At 70.7% G+C, this 22882-nt stretch carries 21 protein-coding genes, 1 rRNA gene and 3 pseudogenes; 12 read left to right on the top strand and 13 right to left on the bottom strand.

Annotated elements, in window-relative coordinates:
* The first annotated feature begins 10 nt into the window (after nt 1-10).
* Nucleotides 11-127 (top strand): 5S ribosomal RNA (rrf, locus tag E6P78_RS29895).
* A 59-nt stretch (nt 128-186) separates the two neighbouring features.
* Here the strand turns inward: rrf and E6P78_RS29890 are convergent.
* From E6P78_RS29890 to E6P78_RS33950, 3 pseudogenes are all read right to left on the bottom strand, one after another.
* Nucleotides 187-500, bottom strand: a pseudogene (locus E6P78_RS29890) (LuxR C-terminal-related transcriptional regulator); the annotation flags it as partial.
* Nucleotides 497-745 (bottom strand): annotated as a pseudogene (locus E6P78_RS33720) (sensor histidine kinase); the annotation flags it as partial. The pseudogenes E6P78_RS33720 and E6P78_RS29890, both read right to left, overlap by 4 nt.
* 1 nt (nt 746) lies before the next feature.
* A pseudogene (locus E6P78_RS33950) lies at nt 747-1004 on the bottom strand (ATP-binding cassette domain-containing protein); the annotation flags it as partial.
* Nucleotides 1005-1147: 143 nt separating this feature from the next.
* On the opposite strand from E6P78_RS33950, the gene E6P78_RS29875 reads away from it, so the two are divergent.
* Nucleotides 1148-1705, top strand: a complete 558-nt coding sequence (locus tag E6P78_RS29875) for a GNAT family N-acetyltransferase (RefSeq protein WP_136206755.1) — start codon at nt 1148-1150, stop codon at nt 1703-1705.
* A 144-nt stretch (nt 1706-1849) separates the two neighbouring features.
* On the opposite strand, the gene E6P78_RS29870 is transcribed toward E6P78_RS29875, so the two are convergent.
* From E6P78_RS29870 to E6P78_RS29840, 7 genes are all read right to left on the bottom strand, one after another.
* Nucleotides 1850-3487 (bottom strand): type IV secretory system conjugative DNA transfer family protein, encoded by a 1638-nt coding sequence (locus E6P78_RS29870; protein WP_136206754.1) that lies wholly within the window; start codon nt 3485-3487, stop codon nt 1850-1852.
* 1 nt (nt 3488) lies between these two features.
* Complete coding sequence (locus tag E6P78_RS29865; RefSeq protein ID WP_136206753.1) at nt 3489-4907, bottom strand: ATP-binding protein; 1419 nt, start codon at nt 4905-4907, stop codon at nt 3489-3491.
* A 159-nt stretch (nt 4908-5066) separates the two neighbouring features.
* Entirely contained in the window at nt 5067-6617 is a 1551-nt protein-coding gene (locus tag E6P78_RS29860) for an SCO6880 family protein (RefSeq protein ID WP_136206752.1), read from the bottom strand.
* Nucleotides 6614-7984 (bottom strand): hypothetical protein, encoded by a 1371-nt coding sequence (locus E6P78_RS29855; RefSeq protein WP_136206751.1) that lies wholly within the window; start codon nt 7982-7984, stop codon nt 6614-6616. The genes E6P78_RS29860 and E6P78_RS29855 overlap by 4 nt, the downstream gene beginning before the upstream one ends.
* Entirely contained in the window at nt 7974-8843 is an 870-nt protein-coding gene (locus E6P78_RS29850) for a hypothetical protein (RefSeq protein WP_136206750.1), read from the bottom strand. Before E6P78_RS29850 ends, E6P78_RS29855 begins: the two co-directional genes overlap by 11 nt.
* Before the next feature lie 182 nt (nt 8844-9025).
* Nucleotides 9026-9334, bottom strand: coding sequence for a hypothetical protein (locus E6P78_RS29845; protein WP_018101695.1), 309 nt, complete (start codon nt 9332-9334; stop codon nt 9026-9028).
* Nucleotides 9335-9612: 278 nt separating this feature from the next.
* Nucleotides 9613-10302, bottom strand: coding sequence for a DUF402 domain-containing protein (locus E6P78_RS29840; RefSeq protein ID WP_136206749.1), 690 nt, complete (start codon nt 10300-10302; stop codon nt 9613-9615).
* 121 nt (nt 10303-10423) lie between these two features.
* Between E6P78_RS29840 and E6P78_RS29835 the strand changes: the two genes are divergently transcribed.
* A complete protein-coding gene (locus E6P78_RS29835) occupies nt 10424-10819 on the top strand; it encodes an AraC family transcriptional regulator (RefSeq protein ID WP_206307954.1) in 396 nt (131 codons plus the stop codon).
* Nucleotides 10820-10867: 48 nt separating this feature from the next.
* Nucleotides 10868-11281 carry a VOC family protein gene (locus E6P78_RS29830; protein WP_136206748.1) on the top strand — a complete coding sequence of 138 codons (414 nt, stop codon included), beginning with the start codon at nt 10868-10870 and terminating at the stop codon, nt 11279-11281.
* Between the two features lie 63 nt (nt 11282-11344).
* On the opposite strand, the gene E6P78_RS29825 is transcribed toward E6P78_RS29830, so the two are convergent.
* Nucleotides 11345-12157 (bottom strand): DUF4232 domain-containing protein, encoded by an 813-nt coding sequence (locus E6P78_RS29825; RefSeq protein ID WP_136206747.1) that lies wholly within the window; start codon nt 12155-12157, stop codon nt 11345-11347.
* A 165-nt stretch (nt 12158-12322) separates the two neighbouring features.
* Between E6P78_RS29825 and E6P78_RS29820 the strand changes: the two genes are divergently transcribed.
* The gene (locus E6P78_RS29820; RefSeq protein WP_240799428.1) at nt 12323-13582 is read left to right on the top strand and encodes a hypothetical protein; all 1260 of its coding nucleotides are present in this window, start codon (nt 12323-12325) and stop codon (nt 13580-13582) included.
* Between the two features lie 62 nt (nt 13583-13644).
* Here the strand turns inward: E6P78_RS29820 and E6P78_RS33710 are convergent, their stop codons facing one another.
* Nucleotides 13645-14166: a hypothetical protein gene (locus tag E6P78_RS33710; protein WP_240799427.1), complete on the bottom strand. Its 522-nt coding sequence runs from the start codon at nt 14164-14166 to the stop codon at nt 13645-13647.
* Between the two features lie 178 nt (nt 14167-14344).
* On the opposite strand from E6P78_RS33710, the gene E6P78_RS29810 reads away from it, so the two are divergent.
* From E6P78_RS29810 to E6P78_RS29785, 7 genes are all read left to right on the top strand, one after another.
* The gene (locus E6P78_RS29810) at nt 14345-15268 is read left to right on the top strand and encodes a hypothetical protein (protein WP_240799426.1); all 924 of its coding nucleotides are present in this window, start codon (nt 14345-14347) and stop codon (nt 15266-15268) included.
* A 162-nt stretch (nt 15269-15430) separates the two neighbouring features.
* Nucleotides 15431-15664, top strand: coding sequence for a hypothetical protein (locus E6P78_RS33705; RefSeq protein WP_240799425.1), 234 nt, complete (start codon nt 15431-15433; stop codon nt 15662-15664).
* 161 nt (nt 15665-15825) lie between these two features.
* Nucleotides 15826-16239: a hypothetical protein gene (locus E6P78_RS33700; RefSeq protein WP_240799424.1), complete on the top strand. Its 414-nt coding sequence runs from the start codon at nt 15826-15828 to the stop codon at nt 16237-16239.
* Nucleotides 16236-18035 carry an alpha/beta hydrolase gene (locus E6P78_RS29800; protein WP_136206746.1) on the top strand — a complete coding sequence of 600 codons (1800 nt, stop codon included), beginning with the start codon at nt 16236-16238 and terminating at the stop codon, nt 18033-18035. The genes E6P78_RS33700 and E6P78_RS29800 overlap by 4 nt, the downstream gene beginning before the upstream one ends.
* The gene (locus tag E6P78_RS29795) at nt 18032-18571 is read left to right on the top strand and encodes a hypothetical protein (RefSeq protein WP_240799423.1); all 540 of its coding nucleotides are present in this window, start codon (nt 18032-18034) and stop codon (nt 18569-18571) included. Before E6P78_RS29800 ends, E6P78_RS29795 begins: the two co-directional genes overlap by 4 nt.
* Nucleotides 18572-18652: 81 nt before the next feature.
* Nucleotides 18653-19657: a bifunctional lytic transglycosylase/C40 family peptidase gene (locus tag E6P78_RS29790; protein WP_206307953.1), complete on the top strand. Its 1005-nt coding sequence runs from the start codon at nt 18653-18655 to the stop codon at nt 19655-19657.
* A 239-nt stretch (nt 19658-19896) separates the two neighbouring features.
* Nucleotides 19897-20631: a phosphatase PAP2 family protein gene (locus E6P78_RS29785; RefSeq protein WP_136206745.1), complete on the top strand. Its 735-nt coding sequence runs from the start codon at nt 19897-19899 to the stop codon at nt 20629-20631.
* 622 nt (nt 20632-21253) lie between these two features.
* On the opposite strand, the gene E6P78_RS29780 is transcribed toward E6P78_RS29785, so the two are convergent.
* Nucleotides 21254-22861, bottom strand: coding sequence for an FAD-binding oxidoreductase (locus E6P78_RS29780; RefSeq protein WP_136206744.1), 1608 nt, complete (start codon nt 22859-22861; stop codon nt 21254-21256).
* Nucleotides 22862-22882: the final 21 nt, after the last annotated feature.

Genomic DNA, 22882 nt, shown 5'->3' with positions numbered 1-22882 from the left:
TTCATAGTGTTTCGGTGGTCATTGCGTTAGGGAAACGCCCGGTTACATTCCGAACCCGGAAGCTAAGCCTTTCAGCGCCGATGGTACTGCAGGGGGGACCCTGTGGGAGAGTAGGACGCCGCCGAACAATCATTGTGGAAAAGCCCCGTGCCTCTGGCACGGGGCTTTTCTGCGTTTACCAGGGTCTCACCCTGCGGTGACCAAGTGCGTGTCGCACGCCAGGATCACCGCCTGGACGCGGTCTCTGGAGCCCGTCTTCGCGAGGATGCGGGAGACATGGGTCTTCACGGTCGAGTCGGCGAGATGCAGGCGCTCGGAGATTTCGGAATTGGCCCAGCCCCGGCCGATGACCGTGAGGATTCCCCGCTCGCGGCCGGTGAGAGCGGCGATACGGGGATCGTGCGGGGCCGGTTCGCCCGGGGCGGCCGGCGAGTGCTGTACGTACGCGTCCAGGAGACGGCGAGTCAGGCTCGGGGCGACCACTGCGTCGCCGCCGCTGCACCACCCGGTAGACCGTTAGCTGACGCCCCGGGGTGGGCGGTACGGCCGGCGGCGTCCCGCCCACCCGTAGACGCACGGCCAGACCGGCCCGCCGTACGCCCTCCAGCAGCGCGTCCATGTCGTCCGGAGTCGGCTGCGGAGTGCGCTCGGCGTCCTCAGGCTGGTCGCGCAACACCCCGAGCAGGCGGCGGAGCTCCGCCAGGGCCTGGCGGCTGGTGGTGCCGATGGCGTCCAGTGCCTGGGCCGGACCTGAGCAGGTTGCGAATCCACAGGACGCCCTCCGGGTCGAGGCCGTTGACCGGTTCGTCCAGGATCAGGGCCGCCCGGTCGCCGAGCAGGGCCGCGGCGATGCCGAGGCGTTGGCCCATGCCGAGTGAGAACCCCTTGATCCGTTACCCGGCGACGGAGCAGCCGGTGACCGTGCCCGGGCGGACGGTGAAGTCGAGGTCCTGGACGACGGTGGTGTCGCCGTAGCGTTTGGTGAGTGCGTGGACCCTGATCATACGGCCGACGCTACGGAGCGGGCGGGCGCCCGGGCGTCGGACCGGGGGCGGGACATGCGGGCCCGCGCAGTACCGGGGTACGACATCGGCCGCCCGGGGCAATGCGTTTGCGCGGTCACAGGAGTGCGGGCCAAGATCACTGCATGGACTACGTGATACGGCCGGTGCGCGCCGACGATTGGCAGCCGGCGAAGGAGCTCCGGCTGGCCGCCCTGCAGGACCCGGTTGCTCCGGTGGCGTTCCTGGAGACGTACGAACAGGGCCTGAAGCGCTCCGACGACGCCTGGCGGGAACAGACGGCCGATGCGTCCGATGAGGGTGCGGGCGCGGTGCGGCAGTTCGTCGCCGAGGACCCGGACGGCCGTTGGGCGGGCTCGGTGACCGTGCTCGTCGAACGGCCGGACGACGAGGCGGGGTTCGGTGACGTGGCCCCGATCAACCAGGGCCACGTGGTCGGTGTGTTCGTACGGCCCGAGGCGCGGGGCGCGGGCGTGGCCGATGCGCTGTTCCGGGCCGCTCTGGAGTGGTCGTGGTCGCTGGACGATCCGCGGCTGGAGCGCGTACGGCTGTACGTGCACGAGGACAATCCGCGCGCCGCGGCCTTCTACCGCCGGATCGGCTTCACGCCGACCGGGGAGACGGTGCCCATGCCGGGCGACCCGACGGCCCGTGAGCTGGAGTACGCGGTGGCGCGCCCGTAGGGGTGTGCCGTCTGTGGGAGTGCGCCGTCTGTGAGAGTGCGTCGCCTGTTGAGTGCGCCGTTCGCCGACGTGGGTTGCCGGTCGGAGGGGCGGCCTGGCGGAAGGCCTGTCCGGTGGGAGGGCTCTCCGGTGGGGTCCGTTCGGTCAGAGGGTCGGGGATGTTCTGAGCTGCTGCGGCCAGTGGGAGCGGGCCTGTTCGGGGGAGCGGAGCAGCGCTACGGTCGACAGGCCCTGGGCCTGGCCGGTCGTCAGCAGCTCCGGCAGTCGGGGCAGCGGCGCGACGGCCGCGACGTCGTCCAGGACGAGTGTCATTGGTGGGTCGAGCCGGCCGTCGGATGACCGTGCGGCCATGCGGCGGCCGTGCTCGACCACGTCTGAGGCGAGCGCGGTGAGCAGGGGCATGGCCCCCGGACCGGATCGCGGGGTCTCGATGGGTTCACCCACCACATAGAGGCTGCCCCCTTCGTCCACAAAAGAATTCAATGCCAGCGTATCTGCTCGATTTGGTGTGCAGGCATCCCGGATGTGGACGGAGGAGAGGGCGCCGAAGGCCCGTACGTTCAGCTCCTGTGCCATCTCGCGGCGTTCGGGGTGGGCGGTGAGCGCGGACTCCAGCAGCCCGGCGAGTCCGGGCGCCGCCTTCGGGTGGGTGCGGAGCAGGCGGACCGGTTCGTGGGCGCTGCCGCCGAGGGCCCAGCGGTGGACCTGGCGGAAGGGGCGGCCGTCGATGGCGGCGGCGTGCAGCCAGCAGCGCAGCAGGGTCTCGGCGGTGTCGGCCGTCGCCGCGTCGATACGGGCCTGCGGCCGCACCGGGGCGAGCAGCGCGGTGGCGCGGGCCGCCGCCCGGTCGGGCTGCTCGCATCCGGCGGTGGGCGCCCAGTGCAGCCTGGCCGGGGTGTCGCAGAAGTGGCCGGGGTCGTAGACGAGGACCGGGCCCAGCTTGGCGCGCGCGTCCTTCGTCTCGGCCCAGACGCTGGGGTCGGAGGTCACGACGAGCACGGGTCCGTCGGCTTCGTGGATGGCCTGGACGGCGGTGGGCCGACGGGTGGCGGCGGGGCCGTAGACGACGAGCGGGGTGCGCGGGGAGGGGACGGCGGTCGTCACGGGGATGGCGGTCGGCATGGGGGTGGTGAGGTTGCCGGGCTTCGGGGCGTTCAGGGATGCCGTCTCTGTCGCTGCCTTTGACTTCGGCGCGGCTTCGGTGACGTGTTCTGTGGGGGCGGGCACTGTGGGGCCGGGGACTGCGAGGGTGGGCTCCGGGGGCGGTCCGGGGGCGGGGAGCGCCGCCTCGTGGGCGTACTCCTCGCGCTTGCCACGGCGGCTGCGCGCCGCCCCCTCCGCCTGCCGCTCCCCGTGCTGCGAACGCTCCGCCCGGCGCAGCTGCTCCTGCTGCTCCAGCCATTCGGCGCGCTGGCGGGCGTGTACGGCGCGCCAGCGGGTGACAACGCCCATCACGAACACCACCAGCACCACGAGCACCATCAGTTCGCCGATGAGCAGGCCCCAGAACAGCCCGTACCCGGAGAGCTCGCCCGGCGGTGTGTTCGGCCAGGCGGTGGGCAGGTCGTGCGGGGCTCCCATGAGCCGGCGGAGCGCCAGCGGGGTCTCGGTCAGCGTGACGCCGTCGGGCCAGGCTCCGTGCGCGAGGAGTCCGGCGAGCCCGGTGGCCACCCAGACCAGCAGGGTGAGCCCGAGGAGGAAGGCGAGCAGACCGACGAGCAGGCCGTCGGGGATGCCGCCCCCTCGGCCGCCACCGGACCGTGCCCCTCCGCTCCCCGCCATGTCATGCCACCGTTGACTCGGACGACTCGTTCAGCCGTTGCTGGTTCTCGATCCTGGCCGCGCGTTGCTCTGCTTCGAGGTCGGCGGCCCGTACGTCGTCCGGGAGCAGGTCGCTCGTGGACGACTCGGTCATGGCGCGGTCGGTGAAGACGAGGGGGCGTTCGGCCTCGGTGATCAGGTGTTTGACGACCTGTACGTTGCCGTTGACGTCCCAGACCGCGATGCCGGGGGTGAGCGTGGGGATGATCTCGACCGCCCAGCGGGGCAGCCCGATCACCCGGCCGGTGGCTCTCGCCTCGTCGGCCTTCTGGGCGTAGATCGTGCGCGTCGACGCCATCTTCAGGATGGCCGCCGCTTCCCGTGCCGCGGCGCCGTCGACCACGTCGCTGAGGTGGTGGACGACGGCGACGAACGAGAGACCGAGCCGTCGGCCGAACTTCAGCAGGCGCTGGAAGAGCTGTGCGACGAAAGGCGAGTTGATGATGTGCCAGGCCTCTTCGACCAGGAAGATGCGCTTCTTGCGGTCGGGCCTGATCCAGGTGTGTTCCAGCCAGACGCCGACGATCGCCATCAGGATCGGCATGGCGATCGAGTTGCGGTCGATGTGCGAGAGGTCGAAGACGATCAGCGGGGCGTCCAGGTCGATACCGAAGGACGTCGGGCCGTCGAACATGCCGCGCAGGTCGCCGTCGACGAGCCGGTCCAGGACGAGCGCGACGTCCAGGCCCCAGGCGCGTACGTCGTCTATGTCGACGTTCATCGCCCGGGCCGATTCCGGTTCGGGGTGGCGGAGCTGTTCGACGATGTCCGTCAGCACGGGCTGGCGGTCGGTCGTCGTCTCGTTCACGTAGGCGTGTGCGACCTTGAGCGCGAAGCCGGAGCGCTCGTCGAGGCCGTGGCCCATGGCGACTTCGATGATGGTGCGCAGCAGGGCGAGCTGGCCGGTCGTGGTGATCGCCGGGTCGAGCGGGTTGAGCCGGATGCCGCCGTTGAGGGCGGAGGTGGGGTCGAGGCGGATGGGGGTGAGGCCGAGCTCCTGTGCGATGAGGTTCCACTCGCCGACGCCGTCCTCGCCCTGGGCGTCCAGGACGACGACCTGGCGGTCGCGGAAGCGGAGCTGGCGCAGCACGTACGTCTTCTCCAGCGCGGACTTGCCGTTCCCGGACTCGCCGAGGACCAGCCAGTGCGGGGCGGGGAGCTGCTGCCCGTAGAGCTGGAAGGGATCGTAGATGTAGCCCTTGCCGGAGTACACCTCGCGGCCGATGATCACGCCGGAGTCGCCGAGGCCGGGGGCGGCGGTGGGCAGGTAGACCGCCTGGGCCTGTCCGGTCGAGGTCCGGACGGGCAGCCGGGTCGTCTCCACCTTCCCGAAGAGGAAGGCGGTAAAGGCGTCCGACAACGCGGACAGCGGATCTCGCATGGCGTGACCGACCTCCCTTTCGTCTCGTCTCTCTCGGTGCTCGGTGCTCGGTGCTCGGTGCTCGGTGTGCTTGGCGCTCGGTGCTTGGTGTGCTTGGTGTGCTTGGTGTGCTTGGTGTGCTTGGTGTTCTGTGTGCTGGTGCTGGTGCTGGTGCGGGGGCTAGCGGCGGATGCCGGTGGCGAACGGCAGGGTGTTCACGAAGGCGCGGTGGTGCTCGCGGTCGCACCACTCCAGCTTCAGGTACGACTTTCCGGCCGAGGCCCGGATCGTCCGCTTGTCGCGTGCGAGGGCTTCGGGGGAACGCGACGACACGGTGATGTACCCCACGAGGTTGACCCCGGCGGCGCCGCTGGCGAGATCTTCACCCCGTTGGTCGAGCCGGCCGTGGGCGGCGATGTCGCGGGGGTCGACGGTCCGGTTCATCTTGGCCTGGCGGCTGGCCTCGGCGTCGTCGTTGGTCTTCTCGGTGAGCATCCGCTCGATGGCGAGCTCGGTGGGTTCGAGGTCCATGCAGACGGCGACCGTACGGATCACGTCGGGGGTGTGGACGAGGAGCGGGGCGAGGAAGTTGACGCCGACGGGCGTCATCGGCCACTCCTTCACCCAGGCCGTGGAGTGGCACCAGGGGGCGCGGGTGGAGGACTCGCGGGTCTTGGCCTGGAGGAACGTCGGCTCGACCGCGTCCAGTTCGGCCGGCCAGGCGTTGCGCTTGGTCATGGCCTGGATGTGGTCGATGGGGTGGTCGGGGTCGTACATGGAGTGCACGAGGGAGGCCAGCCGGCTCTGGCCGAGGGGCTGGCGGACCCGGATGTCGGCCTCGGCGAGGCGGGCGCAGATGTCGGTGAGCTCGCGCGCCATGACGACGGCCAGCCCGGCGTCCCGGTCGAGCTTGCGGCCGGCATGCGGGCGGGCGGCGCGGGCCATGGCGTTGGCCTCGGCGGCGAGCTCGCGGGTGAAGTGCATGCAGGCGACGAGGTACGCGCGGTGCTGTTCGCTGGAGGTGGAGACCATGGACTGGAGCTGGTCGTAGGAGTCCTGCAGCCAGCGCGGGGACGTGTGGTCGCCGCGCTGGGCGACGTCCTTGGCGTGGGCGTCGGGGTCGGCGGGGAGCGTACGGGCCAGCATCTGGAGGCGCGTGACGAAGCCGTCCCCGTTGGCGACGTGCTTGAGCAGGGTGCCGAACCGGTCGACGAGCGCTTCCTGGTCCTCACTGTCGCGCAGCCCGACGCCGGGGCCCTCGATCTCGATGGCTGCGGTGACGGTGCGCCGGTCGGCGTGCAGCAGGACCGCGATCTCGTCCGGGCCGAAGGGGGCGGCCATCCAGTTGATCCGGCCGATGCCGGGGGGCGGCCCGATCTCGACCTCACGCCCGTCGGCGCGGGTGCCCGCCTCCATGGCGGGGGAGCGGTAGGTGGTGCCGCGGCGCAGGGAGCGCTTGTAGCTGCGGTTGATCTCGAACCACTTGTAGAAGGTCCGGTGCTTGTACGGGACGTAGACGACGGCCAGGGCGAGCAGCGGGAAGCCGGTGAGCAGCACGATGCGCAGGGAGAGGACCGGGACGAGCAGGCCGCTCATCATGCCGAGGAACGCGCCGGCGATGATCAGGGCGATCTCGCCCGTCTCGCGGTTCTTGCCGACGATCGCGTTCGGCCGGGCGCGGCCGATGAGATACGTACGGCGGGGCGTGATCGGATGGGACTGAGTGCTCAACGCCCGCCACCTCCTGTGCGGTTGTTACCTGTGCTGCCTGGACTGCCCGGACCGCCGCGTGAGCCGCGGCTGCTGTGCGGGGTGCCGGAGGTGGGGCCCGAACCGCTGCGGGGCGGAGGTGCGGCGGAGGGGACAGATCCGCCGCCGACCCCGCTCCCGGGGTTACGGGAGCTGTGGGCGGCGACTCCGCCGCTGACCGGGTTGGCGGGCCGGCCGCCGCCGCTGCTGGTGTCGCCGCCGTTCTGGCCGCCGCGGCTGCTGTGGGTCTTGATGCCCTGGGAGACGAGCGCGGCGGGGGAGCTGATCATGGCGGCGGCCTGGGAGCCGTCGGTGGCCTGCTTGCGGTTGGTGCGGGCGCCCTGGATCTCGTCGCCGAAGCCGGGGACGAAGCGGTAGATCATCCCGGAGGCGAAGATGGCCAGCAGGATGATGGCGAGGCCGGAGACCACGGCGGAGAACGCGTCGGGGCCGTCGTCCGAGGACAGGGCGCCGGCCAGGCCGAGGACGACGACGATGACGGGTTTGACCATGATCACCGCGACCATGATGCCCGCCCAGCGGCGTACGTGGCCCCACATGTTCTTGTCGACGAGCCCCGCGTACACGGCGGTTCCCAGGAGGGCGCCGACGTAGAGCAGGGCGGCGCGGATGACGAGCTCCAGCCAGAGGATGCCGGCGGCGAGGATCGACACGAGCGAGACGACGATGAGCATGATCGGGCCGCCGCCGATGTCGGAGTCCTTCTTGAGAGCCTCGGCGAAGGAGCCGAAGAAGACGTCGGTCTGCCCGCCGGAGGACGAGGCGATCACGTCGGTGACGCCGTCGGTCGCGGAGACGATCGTGTAGAGGATCAGCGGAGTGAACGCGGAGGCGAGGACGGTGAGCCAGAGGAAGCCGATGGCCTCGGAGATCGCGGTGGTGAGCGGCACGCCGCGGATCGCGCGCTTGGCGACGGCGAGGAGCCACAGGACGAGCGTCAGGACGGTGGAGGCGGCGAAGACGATTGCGTACTGCTGGAGGAAGCGGGTGTTCGTGAAGTCGACGTTGGCGGTGCTTTTGACTGCGTCGCTGAGCTTGCCCACGATCCACGCGGCGGCGTCGGCGCAGCCCCGGCCGAGGGAGGTGAGCGGGTCGAGAGCGGGGTCGGTGCTGGAGGGCGGGGTGGACTTGGGCGCGTTGGCGCTGCCGCCTTCGCAGTAGTCCTTGGCGGGGCCGCGAATGAGGTCGCAGGCGTTGTTGTTCCCGCTGGGAGTCGGGGTCGGTGACGGCGCGGCAAAAGTGCGAGTGGATGTCAGGACCAGGAAGATCTGTACGGAGCTCGCAAGTGCTGTCAACGAGAGGGCACGGGTGCGATGACTACCGGGCATACGTAAACCCTCCGTACTGTTCGACCGCGTCGGCCATCTCCTCAGCAGAGGCGGCAGCCTGGTCCCGGCCTACTGGGGCCGGGCCGTCCTTCTGTGTGAAGTCGGTGACCTTCCAGTCTCCGTTGGTCCACTCGAGGTCGAAGGTGTTGGTGAACCAGCTTTCGGAGACGGGGTTTTTCGAGCCGTCTCCGGCCAGGCCGAACAGAGCCGAGTACCAGACTGCGATGCTGGCCGTGTCACCGTTGAACTTCACGACCTTGGTGCCGACAGGGTTGGAGCGTGAGATGAATGCCTGTCCGGCAGGTGCGGTCCCATTAGGGCTCAAGCCGATGTTCGCGAGGAAGTCGGCGTCGGAGTAGACCTTGTCCAGTGCGCCCTGGCGGGCAGCGGCGACCGCTGGCGCGTAGACCGCGCCCGCGATGGCGCGTCGCTGGTCCTTGTCGAACATTCCGGCGGAGCCCAGCGCCACCGCGTAGTTCGCCGCCGCGCTCTCCGCCCCCTGTTCGTCGTGCGCGAAGCCTGAGGGGATCGTGCCGTTCTTGCCCGTCACCGGCTTGGTGCCCGTGGCTGCGGTCGGGGCGGCGCCGGTCTTGTTGTTGGCGCTGCCTCCGGACGTGCCGCCGTTGCCGCTGTCGCCTCCGCCCATGTTCGCGAAGGCGATGGCGCCCAGCAGCAGGACCACCACGCCGACGACCGTGATGAGGGAGCGGGAGCTGCGCGGCGGGCGGCGGGGGCCGTAGGTGTCGCCGGCCGGGCCGTCGGGGAGGCGGGTGCGGGTCTGGCGCGTGCCGCCGATGGTGCTGTAGGCGTCGCCGCGTCCCGCGTCGTTGCCGTAGCCGTTCTCGTCGCCGAGGCTCATGCCGCGTACGCCCCCTCAACCATTGCTCGAATCGCGTCGTAGTACGACGGTAGCCGTGCTGCTCTCCGCGCGGACGCGGTGTGGTGACTCGACATCAGGGAGACGCAACCTCTGCCGGTGGGCACGACGGACGGATGGGAGGGGTGGGGCGGGACGGCCCCGGGGCGTGGGATGACGGCCGGTCAGACAGCCATCCCGTAGACAATGGTGAACAGGGTCCCGAGCGATCCGATGATGAACACACCGGTCAGGCCGGCCACGATCAGCCCCTTGCCCTGTTCCGCGCTGAACGTGTCACGCAGAGCCGTCGCGCCGATCCGCTGCTTGGCCGCTCCCCAGACCGCGATGCCGAGGCACAGCAGGATGGCGATCGCCATCACCACCTCGATCATTACGCGGGCCTCGTTGCCCAGGGTCCCGAACGGCCCCCAGTTCGGGGCGATTCCGCCGATGATGGTGGTGATGTCGCCCTTTTCCGCTGCCAGGATCATGTAAGTCACCGCCCCTGTTGGGTAGTTCGGCGCCCGCACCGCACGGCACGGGTCACCCTCTATCTTCGCTGATGAAACTGCTTTCGTACGACGGCTTGACGGCTCTCTTTACCCGGATCTCGCACATTTGACCGGTCTGGCCGCCCTGACCTGCGGATCGAATCGGTGTGTGGGCGAAATACGTATGGTCACTCTGTGTATCACGGAGAGTGACGTCGAGCAATGATCGTCATCAGGCCACCCTGGCCGGGATCTCTCGCGGTGTCCGACCGCGCTGCTCAGGGCATGGGGCGTGAGGCGGGTTCATCCAGCGGGCGCAGGAGCGGGTGGCGGGGGTTCGGTGGGCGGGACGGGGTCTTCCACCACGAGGGTGGCCGGAAATCGCACCAGGAGCCGTCGAAGGGAAAGGTTCCGGCCTCGGCGAGCTGTGCGACCGTCGCTCCTTCGGACCGGATGGCGACGGCTTCCTCGGCCGTCCAGTACGCGGGGTGGCCGGTCTTCTCCGCGAAGGACTGCTCGTCCTTCCACCTCCAGGTCCGGTCCGGCGCCACGTTGATGTCCAGTTCGTGGTCCGTGATGTCGATGTCGTCGCCGTGGTGCACGCGGCGTTCGAGATTCACGTACCAGCCGCGAAACGTGTGTCTGCGGCCGAAGAGCCACAGCACCGAGTGTGCGGCCCCCGTCGGCTGGTAGAAGAGCGCGTCGCCCATCGGCCAGCGGCCCGCGACGACGGGGAAGCCCCCGGCCGGACGCTCGTTCGGGTCTAGGTCCCGCAAGTGGGTGACGCCGCGTGGGAGGGCGGTGTGCCACATCGGTGTGCCCGACTCCATCCACACCAGCTGACCGGCTTCCGTGCGTTCGACGAGACGCACGGGTACGGAGGCGCTCAGATGGCCGCCTATGAAGAAGTTCCAGTGCAGGATCTGCCCTTGGCCGTCGCTCGCGCTGCCCCTCTTGTCCTTTTTCATGTAATTGATCATGCCCGTCGGCCGGTCTCCGGACACGTCTCCGAACACGTATCCGGGCACCTCGCGCGAGTACGCCGCTGGGGCGGTGCGCGGGCGCGCCGGGACGTGGTCTGATGGCCGGGTGAGCCGCGCCACGGAGGAGTCCAATCGCCGCATGCTGCGGGCCAAGGACGCGATGGACCGGGCGTACGCCCAGCCGCTGGACGTGCCCGCGCTCGCCCGCATCGCCCATGTGTCACCGGCGCACTTCTCGCGCACCTTCCGCGCCACGTTCGGCGAGACGCCGCACCACTATCTGCAGCGGCGCCGGATCGAGCGGGCGATGTTCCTGCTGCGGGAGACCGGCCGCAGCGTGACGGACATCTGCTTCGAGGTCGGCTTCGGCAGTACGGGCACCTTCAGCCGGACGTTCCGCGCCATCGTGGGCCGGGCACCCCGGGCCTACCGCAAGGAAGCGCCCGCCCGAGGCGTGCCCACCTGCTTCACGATGGCGTGGAGCCGGCCCAGCGCCGACTGAGCAGTTCCGGATAAGTTTTCGCACCTCTTCCCCCGTAGCGTGAACGTCATGTTCAACGCCATCACGCACACACAGATCTACGTTCTGGACCAGGACGAAGCCCTCGACTTCTACGTCGGCAAGCTCGGACTCGAGGTCGCCGCCGACGTCGACATGGGCCCCATGCGCTGGCTCACCGTGAACGTCCCCGGCCACCCGGAGCACCAGGTACTCCTGGAGAAGCCGGGCCCGCCGGCGATGTCCGAGGAGACCGCGGCGCAGGTACGCGACCTCGTGACCAAGGGGGCGATGGGCGGATGGCTCATCCTCACCACGGACGACTGCCGCAAGACGTACGAGACGCTGCTCGCCCAGGGCGTCGAGTTCACCGAGGAGCCCACCGAGCGCCCCTACGGAACGGACTGCGGCCTGCGCGACCCGTTCGGCAACCGCCTCCGCTTCACCCAGTTGGCAGCCGGCTGACGCGGCAGAGCCCTCGGACGGACCGTCGCGGTCCGTCCGAGGGCTTTCCCGTCCCGGTCCGGGTCAGGACTTCGTGTCCGCCTGCTTCATGGAGCTCACCGCGTCCGCGACCGAGTTCTCGTACAGGCCCAGCTTCGGGTCGCGCACCTTGACGTTCGGGCCGAGCGCGAAGTTGAGCTGGTCGGCGTTGGGCATGTGGTCGCCGTCGGCCAGGACGTTCAGCTCGTTGATCCAGGTCAGGGCGTTGGCGCTGCCGCTCGGGTTGAGGTCGATCACCGCGATCGCGGCGGTCTTCGGCTTGACCGGGTACGCCGGAGCGCCGCCCAGGCCGCCCGGGATCAGCGGCCTGATGTCGCCGCTGTGGTCCGCGGCGTTCGCGGCGCCCAGGCTGACGCGCGGGAAGTAGCTCAGGCCGCAGGAGTTGGTGCCGGTGTTGTTGACCTCGATGACGTGCTGGGTGGACGAACCCTCACGGGCGTACACGCGCACCGACAGGTCGCCGCTCTTGCAGGGGTGCTTGTAGGCGTAGCTGTCGCTGGTGTCGCCGCCCGCGGTGCTGCCCGTGGAGCCGCCGGTCTTCGCGGCGCCGCCCTTGGAAGTGCCGGTGCTGGAGCTGACCGCGTCCGTGGAGCCGCCGGCCGTCGACGCGCCGCCGGTCGTCGCGGAGCCGTCGGTCGTCGCGGCGTCCTTGTCCTTGGCGGTGTCCGCAGCCGTGGTGGCGTCGGCCGACGCGGGGGCCGAGGCGGGGCTGTCCGCCGGGCCGGCCGACTTCGTACCGCCGTCGTCCCCGCCGCAGGCGGTGAGGGCGAGAGCGAGCACGGCGGTGACGGCGGCGCCGAGGGCGGCGGTGCGCTTGCGGTTGCGGTTCGTACGCATGTGAATCCCCGAAGTGTGTGGCGGTGGAGTGGTCGGTTCGGTGCAGACAAGCCCGGAACTTGCGGCGAACCGCTCCCCCTCCTGACCGTCTGGCACAGGAAGCCTCCCGCCTGCCGCTCATGTTCTGCTAACGCCTCCCTGACGTCCCGCTGACGCCCTCGGGGCGTGCGTCAGGTCACGCGTGACTTCGGCGGTCAGATCACCGTTAGATGTGATGTGCCCAAGCCTGCTGTTGCCGCTGTTGCCGCTGTTGCCGCTGTCCCCGCCGAGGCCGTCGCCCCGCCGCCCGAGCCGCTGCCCTTCCTGCTGACGCACCACCAGGGGGAGGCCGCGCGCGCCCTCCTGTCGTACGTCGCCTCCCTGCCGCTGACCTCCGTCGACGCGCAGCTACTCGCCGTCGTCGTGGCGATCCGGGCCGCGCATACCGGGGTCGGCAACCTCACGGGGACCGACCTGCGCTCGTTGCGTCTGGACGATCCGGAGGGCGCCCTGGCCGAACTGGTCGCCGCAGGCTGGGAGGTGCCGGGCCCGCTGATCGACGGGGACCCGGACAAGCCGGTCGGCATCGTCGTACCGGACATGGCCCCAGGCCCCGGCCACGTGCTGCCCCTCGGCAAGGAGGCGCGGTCGCGGGTCTCGGGGTGGTCGATGCGTACACGGCTGGCCAAACCCGTGAAAAAGGGCTCGCCGGCGGTACGGCTCGCCGCCCTGTTCCTGGCGGCCCACTGCTCCGCCGAGCTGGTCGGCCACGCGCCCGCCGAGCTGCCCGGCGCCTGCTACGGGGCGGTGCCCACGCTCCTGGAGAAGGGGTTCCTCGCCGAGGTGTCCGGGCAGACCTATCGGCTCGGCACGGCGGTGGGGCATCTCGCCGGCATGTTCCGTACGCCGGAGGAGCTGGCCGCACTCGCGCAGGAGGAAGAGGAGCGGCGGGCGGCGCGGGAGGCCGCGTCCGCCCTACAGCCGAAGGAGGTGACTCGGGAGCGCTGGGCGGAGTGGAAGTCCGGTATCAGCCCCGCGCTGCTGCGCCACGTGGAGGCGGTGGAGCAGTGCCCGCTGTGCCATTTCCCCTTCGGTCGGGTCGCAAACGCGTTCCTCGCCTCACCCTCCTCCGTACCCGCGCCCCGCACGGTCCTGGATGCCTACGGCACCTGGCGGGACGCGCACCCCGACTGCGGGCGCGAGGCCGCCTTGTTCACCGTGGCGTTCCGTACCGAGCACGGCCACGGCCCCTCGTACAACCAGCTGTGCAGGGGCCTGCGCTGGAAGAAGCTGTCGTCTGCGCTGCGCGGGATCGTGGTGGGCAGCCTCCTCGCGGAGGGCTGGCTGACCGCCACGCCCCCGGTGCCGTGGACCCTGCGGCCGGGGAAGACCGCCCATGCGCAGGGCGTCGTCCTGCCCGGGCAGGCGGCGCGGGGCGGGCGCTGAACGAGGGGAAAGGAGGGGGATGCCGGGAACGACGGGACGGCAGCGGCGGTCGTTCGCCGCCGTTACGAGTACTTCCGCCCAGGCGTGCCCCGGTGGTGCGCGACACCACCTCGCTGAAGTAGGCGGTCCGGCGTGGTGCGTGCGGCGGTAGGCGGTCCGGCGCTGTGCATGCGGCGGTTCAGTGGGCGGCGGACTCGCGCCCGGCGTCGCGGGCCCAGGAGGAGCGTTGCGGCGATGAGGAGTGCGGCGATGATGCCCGTCGTCAGGATCGGCGACGGGGCGAACGTGGCCGCCAGGACGGCGAGCACCGCGACCGGGTGGAGGACGTCCGCGGCGCGGCGGAGCCCGGCGGAGCGGTGGTGCAGGAGCCGGACGAGGGTGATGAACACGGCGACCGGAACGGTGTAGGCCGCGGCCGCCGCGCGGTCGGAGATGTGGCCGTGACCGGCGGTGTGGGCGACGGCCGCGACGAAGCAGAGGTCGAAGAACAGCTCCAGCATGGTCGAGGCGCGGTGCTGTTCGTCGGCGCGGCGGGCCACCATGGGACGGTGCCAGAAGCTGGTGACGGGGGATGAGCAGCTCATGGGGGCGCACTCTTCCGGCTGAACCGGGTACGACGAGCGGGCCGTGCCCGGCGGAAATTCGCTGGCCCGCGGTGTCGCCGCACTGCCACCCTCCGTCCATGACCTATGGAATCGAGACCCGCCCCGCCCGTTGAGCGCCCCGGAAGAGCGCGGAGCGCTCACTCCCAGGCCTTCGTCCTTGTACGGCTGCGCTCTGCGCGTCCAGGACGCCGAGCCCGGGGGACCGTGGTCCCAGGAGCACGCGGCACCACCTCCCGAACGCCGGTCCCGAAAGGGCAACAGGACCAGCCGGCGCTGGGCGGAGACCCAGGACGAACTGGCCCTTCTCCTCGGCCCGCCGCTGATCGCCCAGGACGCCGCCGAGGCGGCGTACGAAGCCGGCCGGCGGCTCGACGCCATGGACCCGCCCCTCCGGCACCGGTGCGTCCACCTGTTCGTACGCGCGCTGCCACTGGAGAACGATGCACGGGCACGCGCCCTCGCACGGTGCCTGGTGCGCACGGGTGTCAGCTACCTGCCCGTCAGCCTCGGCCTCGCCCTGCTGGCCCGGCTCGGTGAACCGCAGGACGCCCCGTACCTCAAGACGCTGGGCCTGCTCCGGCCCCTCGTACGCCCCGTCATCCACGCGCTCGACGCCGTCGACAGACCCGCCGGGGCCCTGCTCGCCCTTCATAGCCAGGAAGGGCCGCCCGAACTCGCCGCGCTCATCCCAGAACTGACGGCACATGACGAGGCCGCGGTACGGGAACACCTGATCGCGCTGCCGGGGGACGTGTCGTCCGATGTGGCACGGAGGGTGGCCGAGGCCACCCGGACGGTGGAACTGCTGTCCGCGGTACAGGAGGTTCCGGAGGTTCCGGACCCGCAGGCCGCCGCATTGGTCGCGCAGGCGGGCCGATTGTTGTTCCGTATGACCAGCGTGCGGGACTACCGCTCCGAAATCCTCTCCTACCCGCACGCCACGCGCACGTACGAAGCGCTCGCGCGGTGCGCCGGCCTCCTGACGCCCACGCTCGACCACTACGGCCTCCTGGTGACGGCGGTCCAGGAACTCCGCACGGGCTCCTGCATGCTGCACGACTGGGGCCCAGCGGGACGGTGACGAGGTCGTCTGGTCCGACTGGCGCTGCCCGCCCCCACCGGGCCCCCGTTTGAGTCGCCGGTCGTACGGGAACTGCCCGAACTCCGCTTCGACGCCGTTGCGTACGGCGCCGAGGTCGCCCGGGCGGAGGGCGACGGCACGTGGGCGTGGCCGGCCCGCCAGGTGGCCCGGCTGATCGCCCGTCCGGACCTGCTCACCCGCTGGGGCCTGCGCCTCGGTTGGTCCGGTACGGACTTCCTGAACCCCGACGAGACGACGCTGAGCCTCCTGTACGACGCCGAGGACGGCTTCCCCCAGCAGCTCCTGTGGCGCCTCCCCGAGGACGGCACCCCACCGGAGGAACGGGCGGCGGCCGCGCTGCACCGGCTGGTCACGGTGGACCCGAGGACCGCCTAGAGGCCCCCTGGTACCGGTCCACCGTTCGGGTGATCCGTGGGCGGGGGCGATGCGTTGGGAGCACCGGGGAGCGGGCTGATGCCCGCGCCCCGGCGCCTTGGCGTGCGGCGTGTCGCGGTTGCCGGGTTTGGCACAGTGCCGCTCCACGATCAAGGAACGGGGTGAGCGGTGTGAGCGGTGTGCGGCTGAGGCTGAGCGACCTGGCGGGCGACGGGGCCGGGGGAGACCCTGCCGGGGGCGGATTCTCCGCCGGGGGCGAGTTGCGCCACAGCGACGGGGCGTGGCTGCGGGCTGCCGGGGGCGCGGAGGGGATGGGCGCGCACCTCGGCCCGGTGCGCACGGAACTGGCGACGGCGCACGAGGGCCTGCTCGCCGGCACCGTCGGCCTGAACGCACTGGCCGAGCTGGGGGCGGTACGGGAATCCTGGGTGCGGCGTTTCGAGTGCGCGCGCCACGAGTGCGGGGCGCTGGCGGGGAACCTGCGGGCCGTGGCCCGGGCCCAGGGCGAGACGAACGAGTCCGTACGGTCGTCCTTCGCCCTCGTGGCCCGGCTGACGCACGGAGTCGAGCGATGACGCTGTCGTCCTCCACTCTGACGTGGGCGCAGTTACGCGACCTGAAGTGCGCCGAGCTGGAGGACGCGGCCGACGGCTGGGGCAAGGCGAGCAACCGCGCCGACGCCGGCCGGGACCGCATCGAGAAGCAGCTGCTGACCGGCCTGCGCGAGACCCAGCAGGGTGCGGCGGCCGACGCGGCGGTGAGCAGGCTGCGGCAGCTGGGGCGGAACCTGCAGTACGTCTATACGGAATGCGGCCTCGTCCGCACCGCGCTGAACAGCCTCGCGCACGAGATGCGGGCCCAGCAGAAGGCCCTGCGGAACGCGCTGGACGACGCGGAGGCGCTGAAGTTCACCGTCCACGCGGATGGCTCGGTGACGTACCCGGCGGCGGGCGAGGGCCTGATCGACGGCAAGCCGTTGTCGGGCGGGACGGCGAGGGGCAACGCGCTGCCCGACCTGCTTCCTCCGCCGGGGCTGGTCGCCCCGAACCCGTACGCCGCGAAGGCGCAGGACATCGCGGACCGGGTGACGAAGGCGGTGCGCACGGCCGCCGAGATCGACTGGCGGTTCACCCGCACCCTGCGACGTCTGAAGGCGGAGGAGGGCCTGAAGGTCCCCGACCGCACGTGGACGGACGCGGCGGGCGACGCGGCCGCGGTCCGGGATGCCGCGCGCGGCTACCTGAAGTCCCGCATCCCACGCGACGCGACGCCTGCGGCCCGCCGCGAGTGGTGGGCCCACCTGACGGACGAACAGCGCGAGGAATACCTCGCGGTGTACCCGGACCAGATCGGCAACCTGGACGGCATCCCGTCGCTCGTCCGCGACACGGCGAACCGCGACAACCTCCAACTCCTGATCGGCAAGCTGGAGGGCCGCGACGACGAGACGTCACGCACGCAGCTGGCGGGGTTGCGGGAGATCGACCGCCAGCTGAGGAAGGACGGCCAACCGCCGATGTACCTACTCGGTATCGGGGATGAGGGGAACGGCCGAGCGATCGTGTCGTTCGGGAACCCGGATACGGCGCGAAATGTTGCGGCTTATGTGCCGGGGTTGAATACGGCGTTGGATGAGGAGTTCGCTACGGGGGACCTCAAGCGGGCCAGGGATACGGCTATCGGAATGCAAAGACACGATTCTTCGAGCACCGCGATTGTCTGGCTTGGGTATGACGCGCCTCAATTCCTGGACGGACTCGACAGCCTGGATGTGTCTGGGGATGAGCGAGCCGTGAAGGGTGGTGCTTCCTTCAATCAGTTCATGGGTGGCCTGTCGGCTACGAACGAAAACGAGAACCCGCATATGACGGCAATCGGGCATTCGTATGGATCACGCACGGTCGGGGCTGCGACACAGCAAGATGGTGGAATCCCTGGGGTTGACGATATCGTTTTGGTCGGTAGCCCAGGGGTCGGCGTAGACCGGGCAGAGGACCTCGGGGTGGGGAAGGATCACGTATTTGTAGGCGCGGCAGAGAACGACGTCGTCACCAAGGCCCCATCGAAAATGCAGGCAGTTGTCGGGTTCATTGGGCTGACCAATTTGGGGCCTGCGGGTGCGCATCTCTTCGGTGAATTGGCTGACCAGGGGGATGATGATCTGTGGTTCGGTAAGGACCCAGCGAGCGAGGCGTTCGGTGCAAGGCGGTTTCCGGTGGACGAAGGTCCCGCACTTGTAAGCGGCGGGAAATTGTCTGTCGATGCTCACGGGCAGTACTTCGATCCAGTGCGTGATGCTTCGTCTGCCAACAGCATCGCTCTAGTTGGTGCCGGTAAATCGCAGAGAGTGAAGGCTGAGGAGTATAGATGAGGCACCGCCTCGCAGTACGCATGGTGGCGCTGATCCTGGGGATGTCACTTTCTGGATGTCTTGGAAGCGGAAAGAGGGCAGATATGGACATGCAGGCCGCTGCTGATCACGCGGACGAAATTATGAATGCGACGCTAGCGAGCATTGATCCGGCTGTTCAGTGGGCTCACGGTCCCACGACTACCGGGAGCTGTGACGTGACGCGTCGGCGCTCGGTGATGACCATTGTTTCCGATGAACGCCGAGGAAGTTTTCTGGGGGTCGTCGAGCGAGATTGGAAAGAGCGTGGCTACAGGATCAAGGGGATCAACAATGATCAAGACTCGCCGGCAATCTACGCTCAAACAAGCGGTGGTTTCGGAGTGAGCCTCATCTTTGGGGGTGGCCAAGCCTTCTTCGAGGTCGACAGTCCCTGCGTGGAGGAATCCGAGGTGGTGGAGTCGACGACGCCGCCCAACGGGCCCTCCTACGACGGTGTCTATCCGCTGCCCCGACCCAACGTCCACTCCGACTTCTGGTCTGCCGGAGCCACCTGAGCGCTCGTCAGTGCGCCCGATGACTCGTACGCACCGTCGAAAACACTCACGAACCCGCCTCCGATGGGGGATGGTTGACGGGTGCGCAAATTCTGGTTGGCTGCGGGGATCGGCATCGGTGCCGCCATGTGCTTCGTGGCGTTGCTCGTCGTCGGTACGTACTCCGCCGCAGCCGGCCTCGGTGGCGGCGGCGGGGCCGTTGCGTTGGCCAAGGGGGCTGTGCCCGCCAAGTATCAGGGGCTCGTGCAGAAGTGGGGCGACCTCTGCCCTGCCATCAACCCGGCCCTCCTCGCCGCCCAGCTCTACCAGGAGAGCGGCTGGAACCCCCGCGCCGAGAGTTCAGCCGCCGCGCAGGGCATCGCGCAGTTCATCCCCGGGACCTGGGCCGGGCACGGGATCGACGGGGACGGGGACGGGGACCGGGACGTCTGGGACCCCGCCGACGCCATCCCCTCCGCCGCCTCCTACGACTGCGAGCTCGCCGGGTACGTGAAGAAGGTCTCCGGCGACCCCACCGACAACATGCTCGCCGCCTACAACGCCGGCGCCTACCGCGTGATCAAGGCGGGCGGTGTTCCGGACATCGCCGAGACCCAGAACTACGTCAAGATCATCCGCTCCCTGGAGAAGAGCTTCGCCCAGCCCGTCGGCCGCGTCCAGCCCTCTCAGCAGGCGGCCGGTGCCATCTACTTCGCGCAGAAGAAGCTCGGCACGAAGTACCTGTGGGGCGGCAACGGCACCCCCGAGCAGGGCGGGCGCTTCGACTGTTCCGGGCTGACCCAGGCCGCGTACCGCACGGTCGACATCGAGCTGCCCCGCGTGGCGAACGACCAGTACAACGCCGGGCCGCACCCCGCCCGCGACGAACTGCTCCCCGGCGACCTCGTGTTCTTCTCCGACGATCTGACCAATTCGCGCGCCATCCACCACGTCGGCCTGTACGTCGGGGGCGGCTACATGATCAACGCTCCGTACACTGGTGCGGTCATCCGGTTCGACAAGATCGACACGCCCGACTACTTCGGCGCCACCCGCGTGACCAAGGACGGTGCCGCGGCCCTGCCGAGCGCGCAGCCCGCGGCCTGACCGCCGTGGGCCAGTGGCCGGAACTGTCCGTGAAGCCCGAGCCCTGAGCAGCGACGACGTGTCACTCTTCGATAACGTCATGGTGATCATTCGGTGGAGAGTGGAACGTACGCACGGGGTGCGTCGTTCTCTGGTGGGCGCGTGAGTGATCGACGTGGACGGACCGAATACGGGGGTTCGTAAGCGCGGCGCACAGGGACGTGTGTCGCAGCAGCAGACAAGGCAAGGGGCCGCAGCAGATGGCTGGACTCGCACTGGATGGGTCGAACCCCGACGTCAGCCTGCTCTACGACATCAACGGGCTCGCCAAGGCCGCTCCCACCTGGTTCGACCGGGTCATGGAGTTCGTCGGTGAGTACGGGATCATGTTCGGCATGGTCCTCGTGGTCCTGTGGTGCTGGTGGAGCGTCCGCCGGCGCGGCACGGCCGAGGAATCGGTGTCGGCGGTGGCAGGGCTCGTCTGGGCGCCGCTCGCGGCCGGGATCGCGTTGCTCATCAACATCCCGATCCGCGGTTTCGTGGAGCGCCCCCGGCCGTTCAAGGACCACCAGGGGCTCGACGTCCTCGTCGACGGCAAGAACGACTTCTCGTTCGTCAGCGACCACGCCACCATGGCGATGGCCCTCGGCGTCGGCCTCTTCGTGGCCAACCGCAAGTTCGGCATCGCAGCCATCGGGCTCGCCCTGCTGGAAGGCTTCTGCCGGATCTACATGGGCGTGCACTACCCGACCGACGTCATCGGCGGCTTCGCCCTCGGCACGGCCGTCGCGCTGCTCCTCGCGCCCCTCGCCATGATGGTGCTGACGCCCCTGGTGGGTGCCGTCTCCCGGTCCGCCCGCCTCGGTCCGCTCGTCCGCTCGCGCCGACCCCGGGCGGCGGCATCCGACGGCCGGGAAGACGATGCGCTCGGGATTCCCGAGCCCCGGCCCGGTTCGGGCGGCGGCTCCGAGGGCGAGAAGGGCCTCGCCGCCTGAGGGAGCCGGCGGGCCTCGCCGTCTGAGGGGGCCCGCGAATCTGGCCGCCTGACGGGGGCTTAGGCGCGCGGCGCGGACCCGGGGGGCGGGCCCGCCGCCGCGCGGCGCGCGCCTCACCCCTCGCCGCGCGCCCCGGCCCCGCGCTCCGCTTCTCGCCGCGCGTCCCGGCCCCGCGCTCCGCTTCTCGCCGCGCGTCCCGGCCCCGCGCTCTGCTTCTCGCCGCGCGTCCCGGCCCCGCGCTCTGCTTCTCGCCGCGCGTCCCGGCCCCGCGCTCTGCTTCTCGCCGCGCGTCCCGGCCCCGCGCTCTGCTTCTCGCCGCGCGCCCCGGCCCCGCGCTCCGCTTCTCGCCGCGCGCGCCCCCTCCCCGCCGCGCGCCACGGGCCGCGCGCCCGTTCCCCGCGCTCCGCGCCTCTCGCCCAACTTCGCGCGCCCGTTCCCCGCGCTCCGCGCCTCTCGCCCAACTCCGCGCGCCCGTTCCCCGAGCCCCGCGCTCCGCGCCTCTCGCCCAACTCCGCGGGCCCGCGCCCCGCGCCCCACCCCCACCCCCGCCGCGAGGTGCGCGCCCCGCGCCCCACTCCCGGCCCCACGCACCCCACGTCCGGCCCTCCACCCCCCGCCCCCCTCACACCCCCTGCGGGTACGTGAACAGCCCCTCCGGGTCGTACTGCTTCTTCACCTGGGCCAGGCGCGTCGTCGCCGTGCCGTAGTACGCCTGGCGCCAGTCGGTCAGGGACGGGTCCGTGTAGTTCTGGTACGCCGCGCCGGAGGCGTACGGGCGCATCGCCGTGTGGGTGTCTTTCAGCCAGTTCTGCTGGGCGGTGCCCGCCGTGCCGGGGCGCCAGGCGCCGATGTACTGGGCGAGCATCCGGGAGCGGCGGTGGACGAACGCCGTGGCCTGCGGGTCGACGCGGTTCACGGCTCCGCCCAGCGCGGTCAGTGCGACCGAACCGCCGCCGCCCTGGCCCGCGTCGAGCCGGGTGAACGCCTCGACCGCGGTGAGCAGGGCCGAGACGCCGCCCGAGGGCAGGGAGCGGTCGTAGAAGTCGGAGGCCGCCGCGTACGTCTCGCGCTGGAGGGTGCCCTGCGAGGTGCGGCCCGGCGTGGTGCCCGGCAGGTGGCACTGCGCGTCCGTGATGCCCGAGCAGCCCGCGTACACGAGCATCGCCTCCTGGTAGCTGCGGCGGCGCAGCGAGACCGAGGTGGCGGAGGCGCCGATGCGGTCGGCGAGGCGGTCGACGGCGTTCTGCAGGTCCCCGTACGTACCGAGGCTGAACGCCGAGACCGAGACCGTCGGGTTGATGCCGCCCGGGCCGGCCGCGAGGTGTGCGGCGGACCAGATCTCGTCGGGCTGGTCCGGGCCCCACTCCTGCCAGGCCGTGACGACGGCACGGGCGCGCGACCACGGCCAGGACATGTACGCGGTGACGGTCTGCGGGGCGGGACGGGTGCGGAAGCGGAGTTCGGTGACGACGCCGAAGTTGCCGTTGCCCGCGCCGCGCAGCGCCCAGAAGAGGTCCGGGTGGCGTTTGGCGTCGGCGGTGACCGTGCTGCCGTCGGCGGTGACGAGCGTCGCGGAGGTGAGGTTGTCGCAGGTCAGGCCGTAAGCACGGGCGGCGACCCCATGGCCGCCGCCGAGGGTCAGGCCGGAGATGCCGACCGTGGGGCACGAGCCGCCGGGGATCGTCAGGCCGTGCGCGGCGAGCCCCTGGTAGACGTCGAGGAGCTTGGCGCCGGCGCCGATCGTGCCGTCCCGCTCGACGCGGGAGAGTGACGAGACGTCAACGACCAGGCGCCCGTTGCCGCTCGACCAGCCCGCGTAGGAATGGCCGCCGTTGCGGATCGCGACGGGCACGGAGGTGCGGCGGGCGAAGGCCAGGCACTCGCGGATGTCGTCCTCGTGTGTGACGTACGCGACGGCGGCCGGTTTCTGGTCGTCGAAGCGGGTGTTGTAGAGCTGACGGGCGGTCGGGTACGCCGTGTCGCCGGGCCGGACCAGCGACCCCTCCAGGCTCTTGGCCAGCGCGGACCAGTCCGCCGGTACCGAGGAGGCAGCGGCGGAAGCGGACTTCGTCGAGGACGCGGAGGCGGAGCCCGAGGAGCCCGAGGAGGCCGGGGTGGGGCCGGCGGCGCCCTGCGCCGGGTCCGGGGAGTCGCATGCGGTGGCCGTGGCGCCGGTGAGGACGGCGGCGGCGCCCGCGGCGAGGAGGGTGCGCCGGTTCGGCTGGGTCATCGGACCTCCGGAGTGGGGGGA

The organism is Streptomyces sp. A0958 (genome assembly GCF_004795035.1).
Taxonomy (GTDB): Bacteria; Actinomycetota; Actinomycetes; order Streptomycetales; family Streptomycetaceae; genus Streptomyces.
This window is presented reverse-complemented; position numbering and strand designations above follow the sequence as displayed.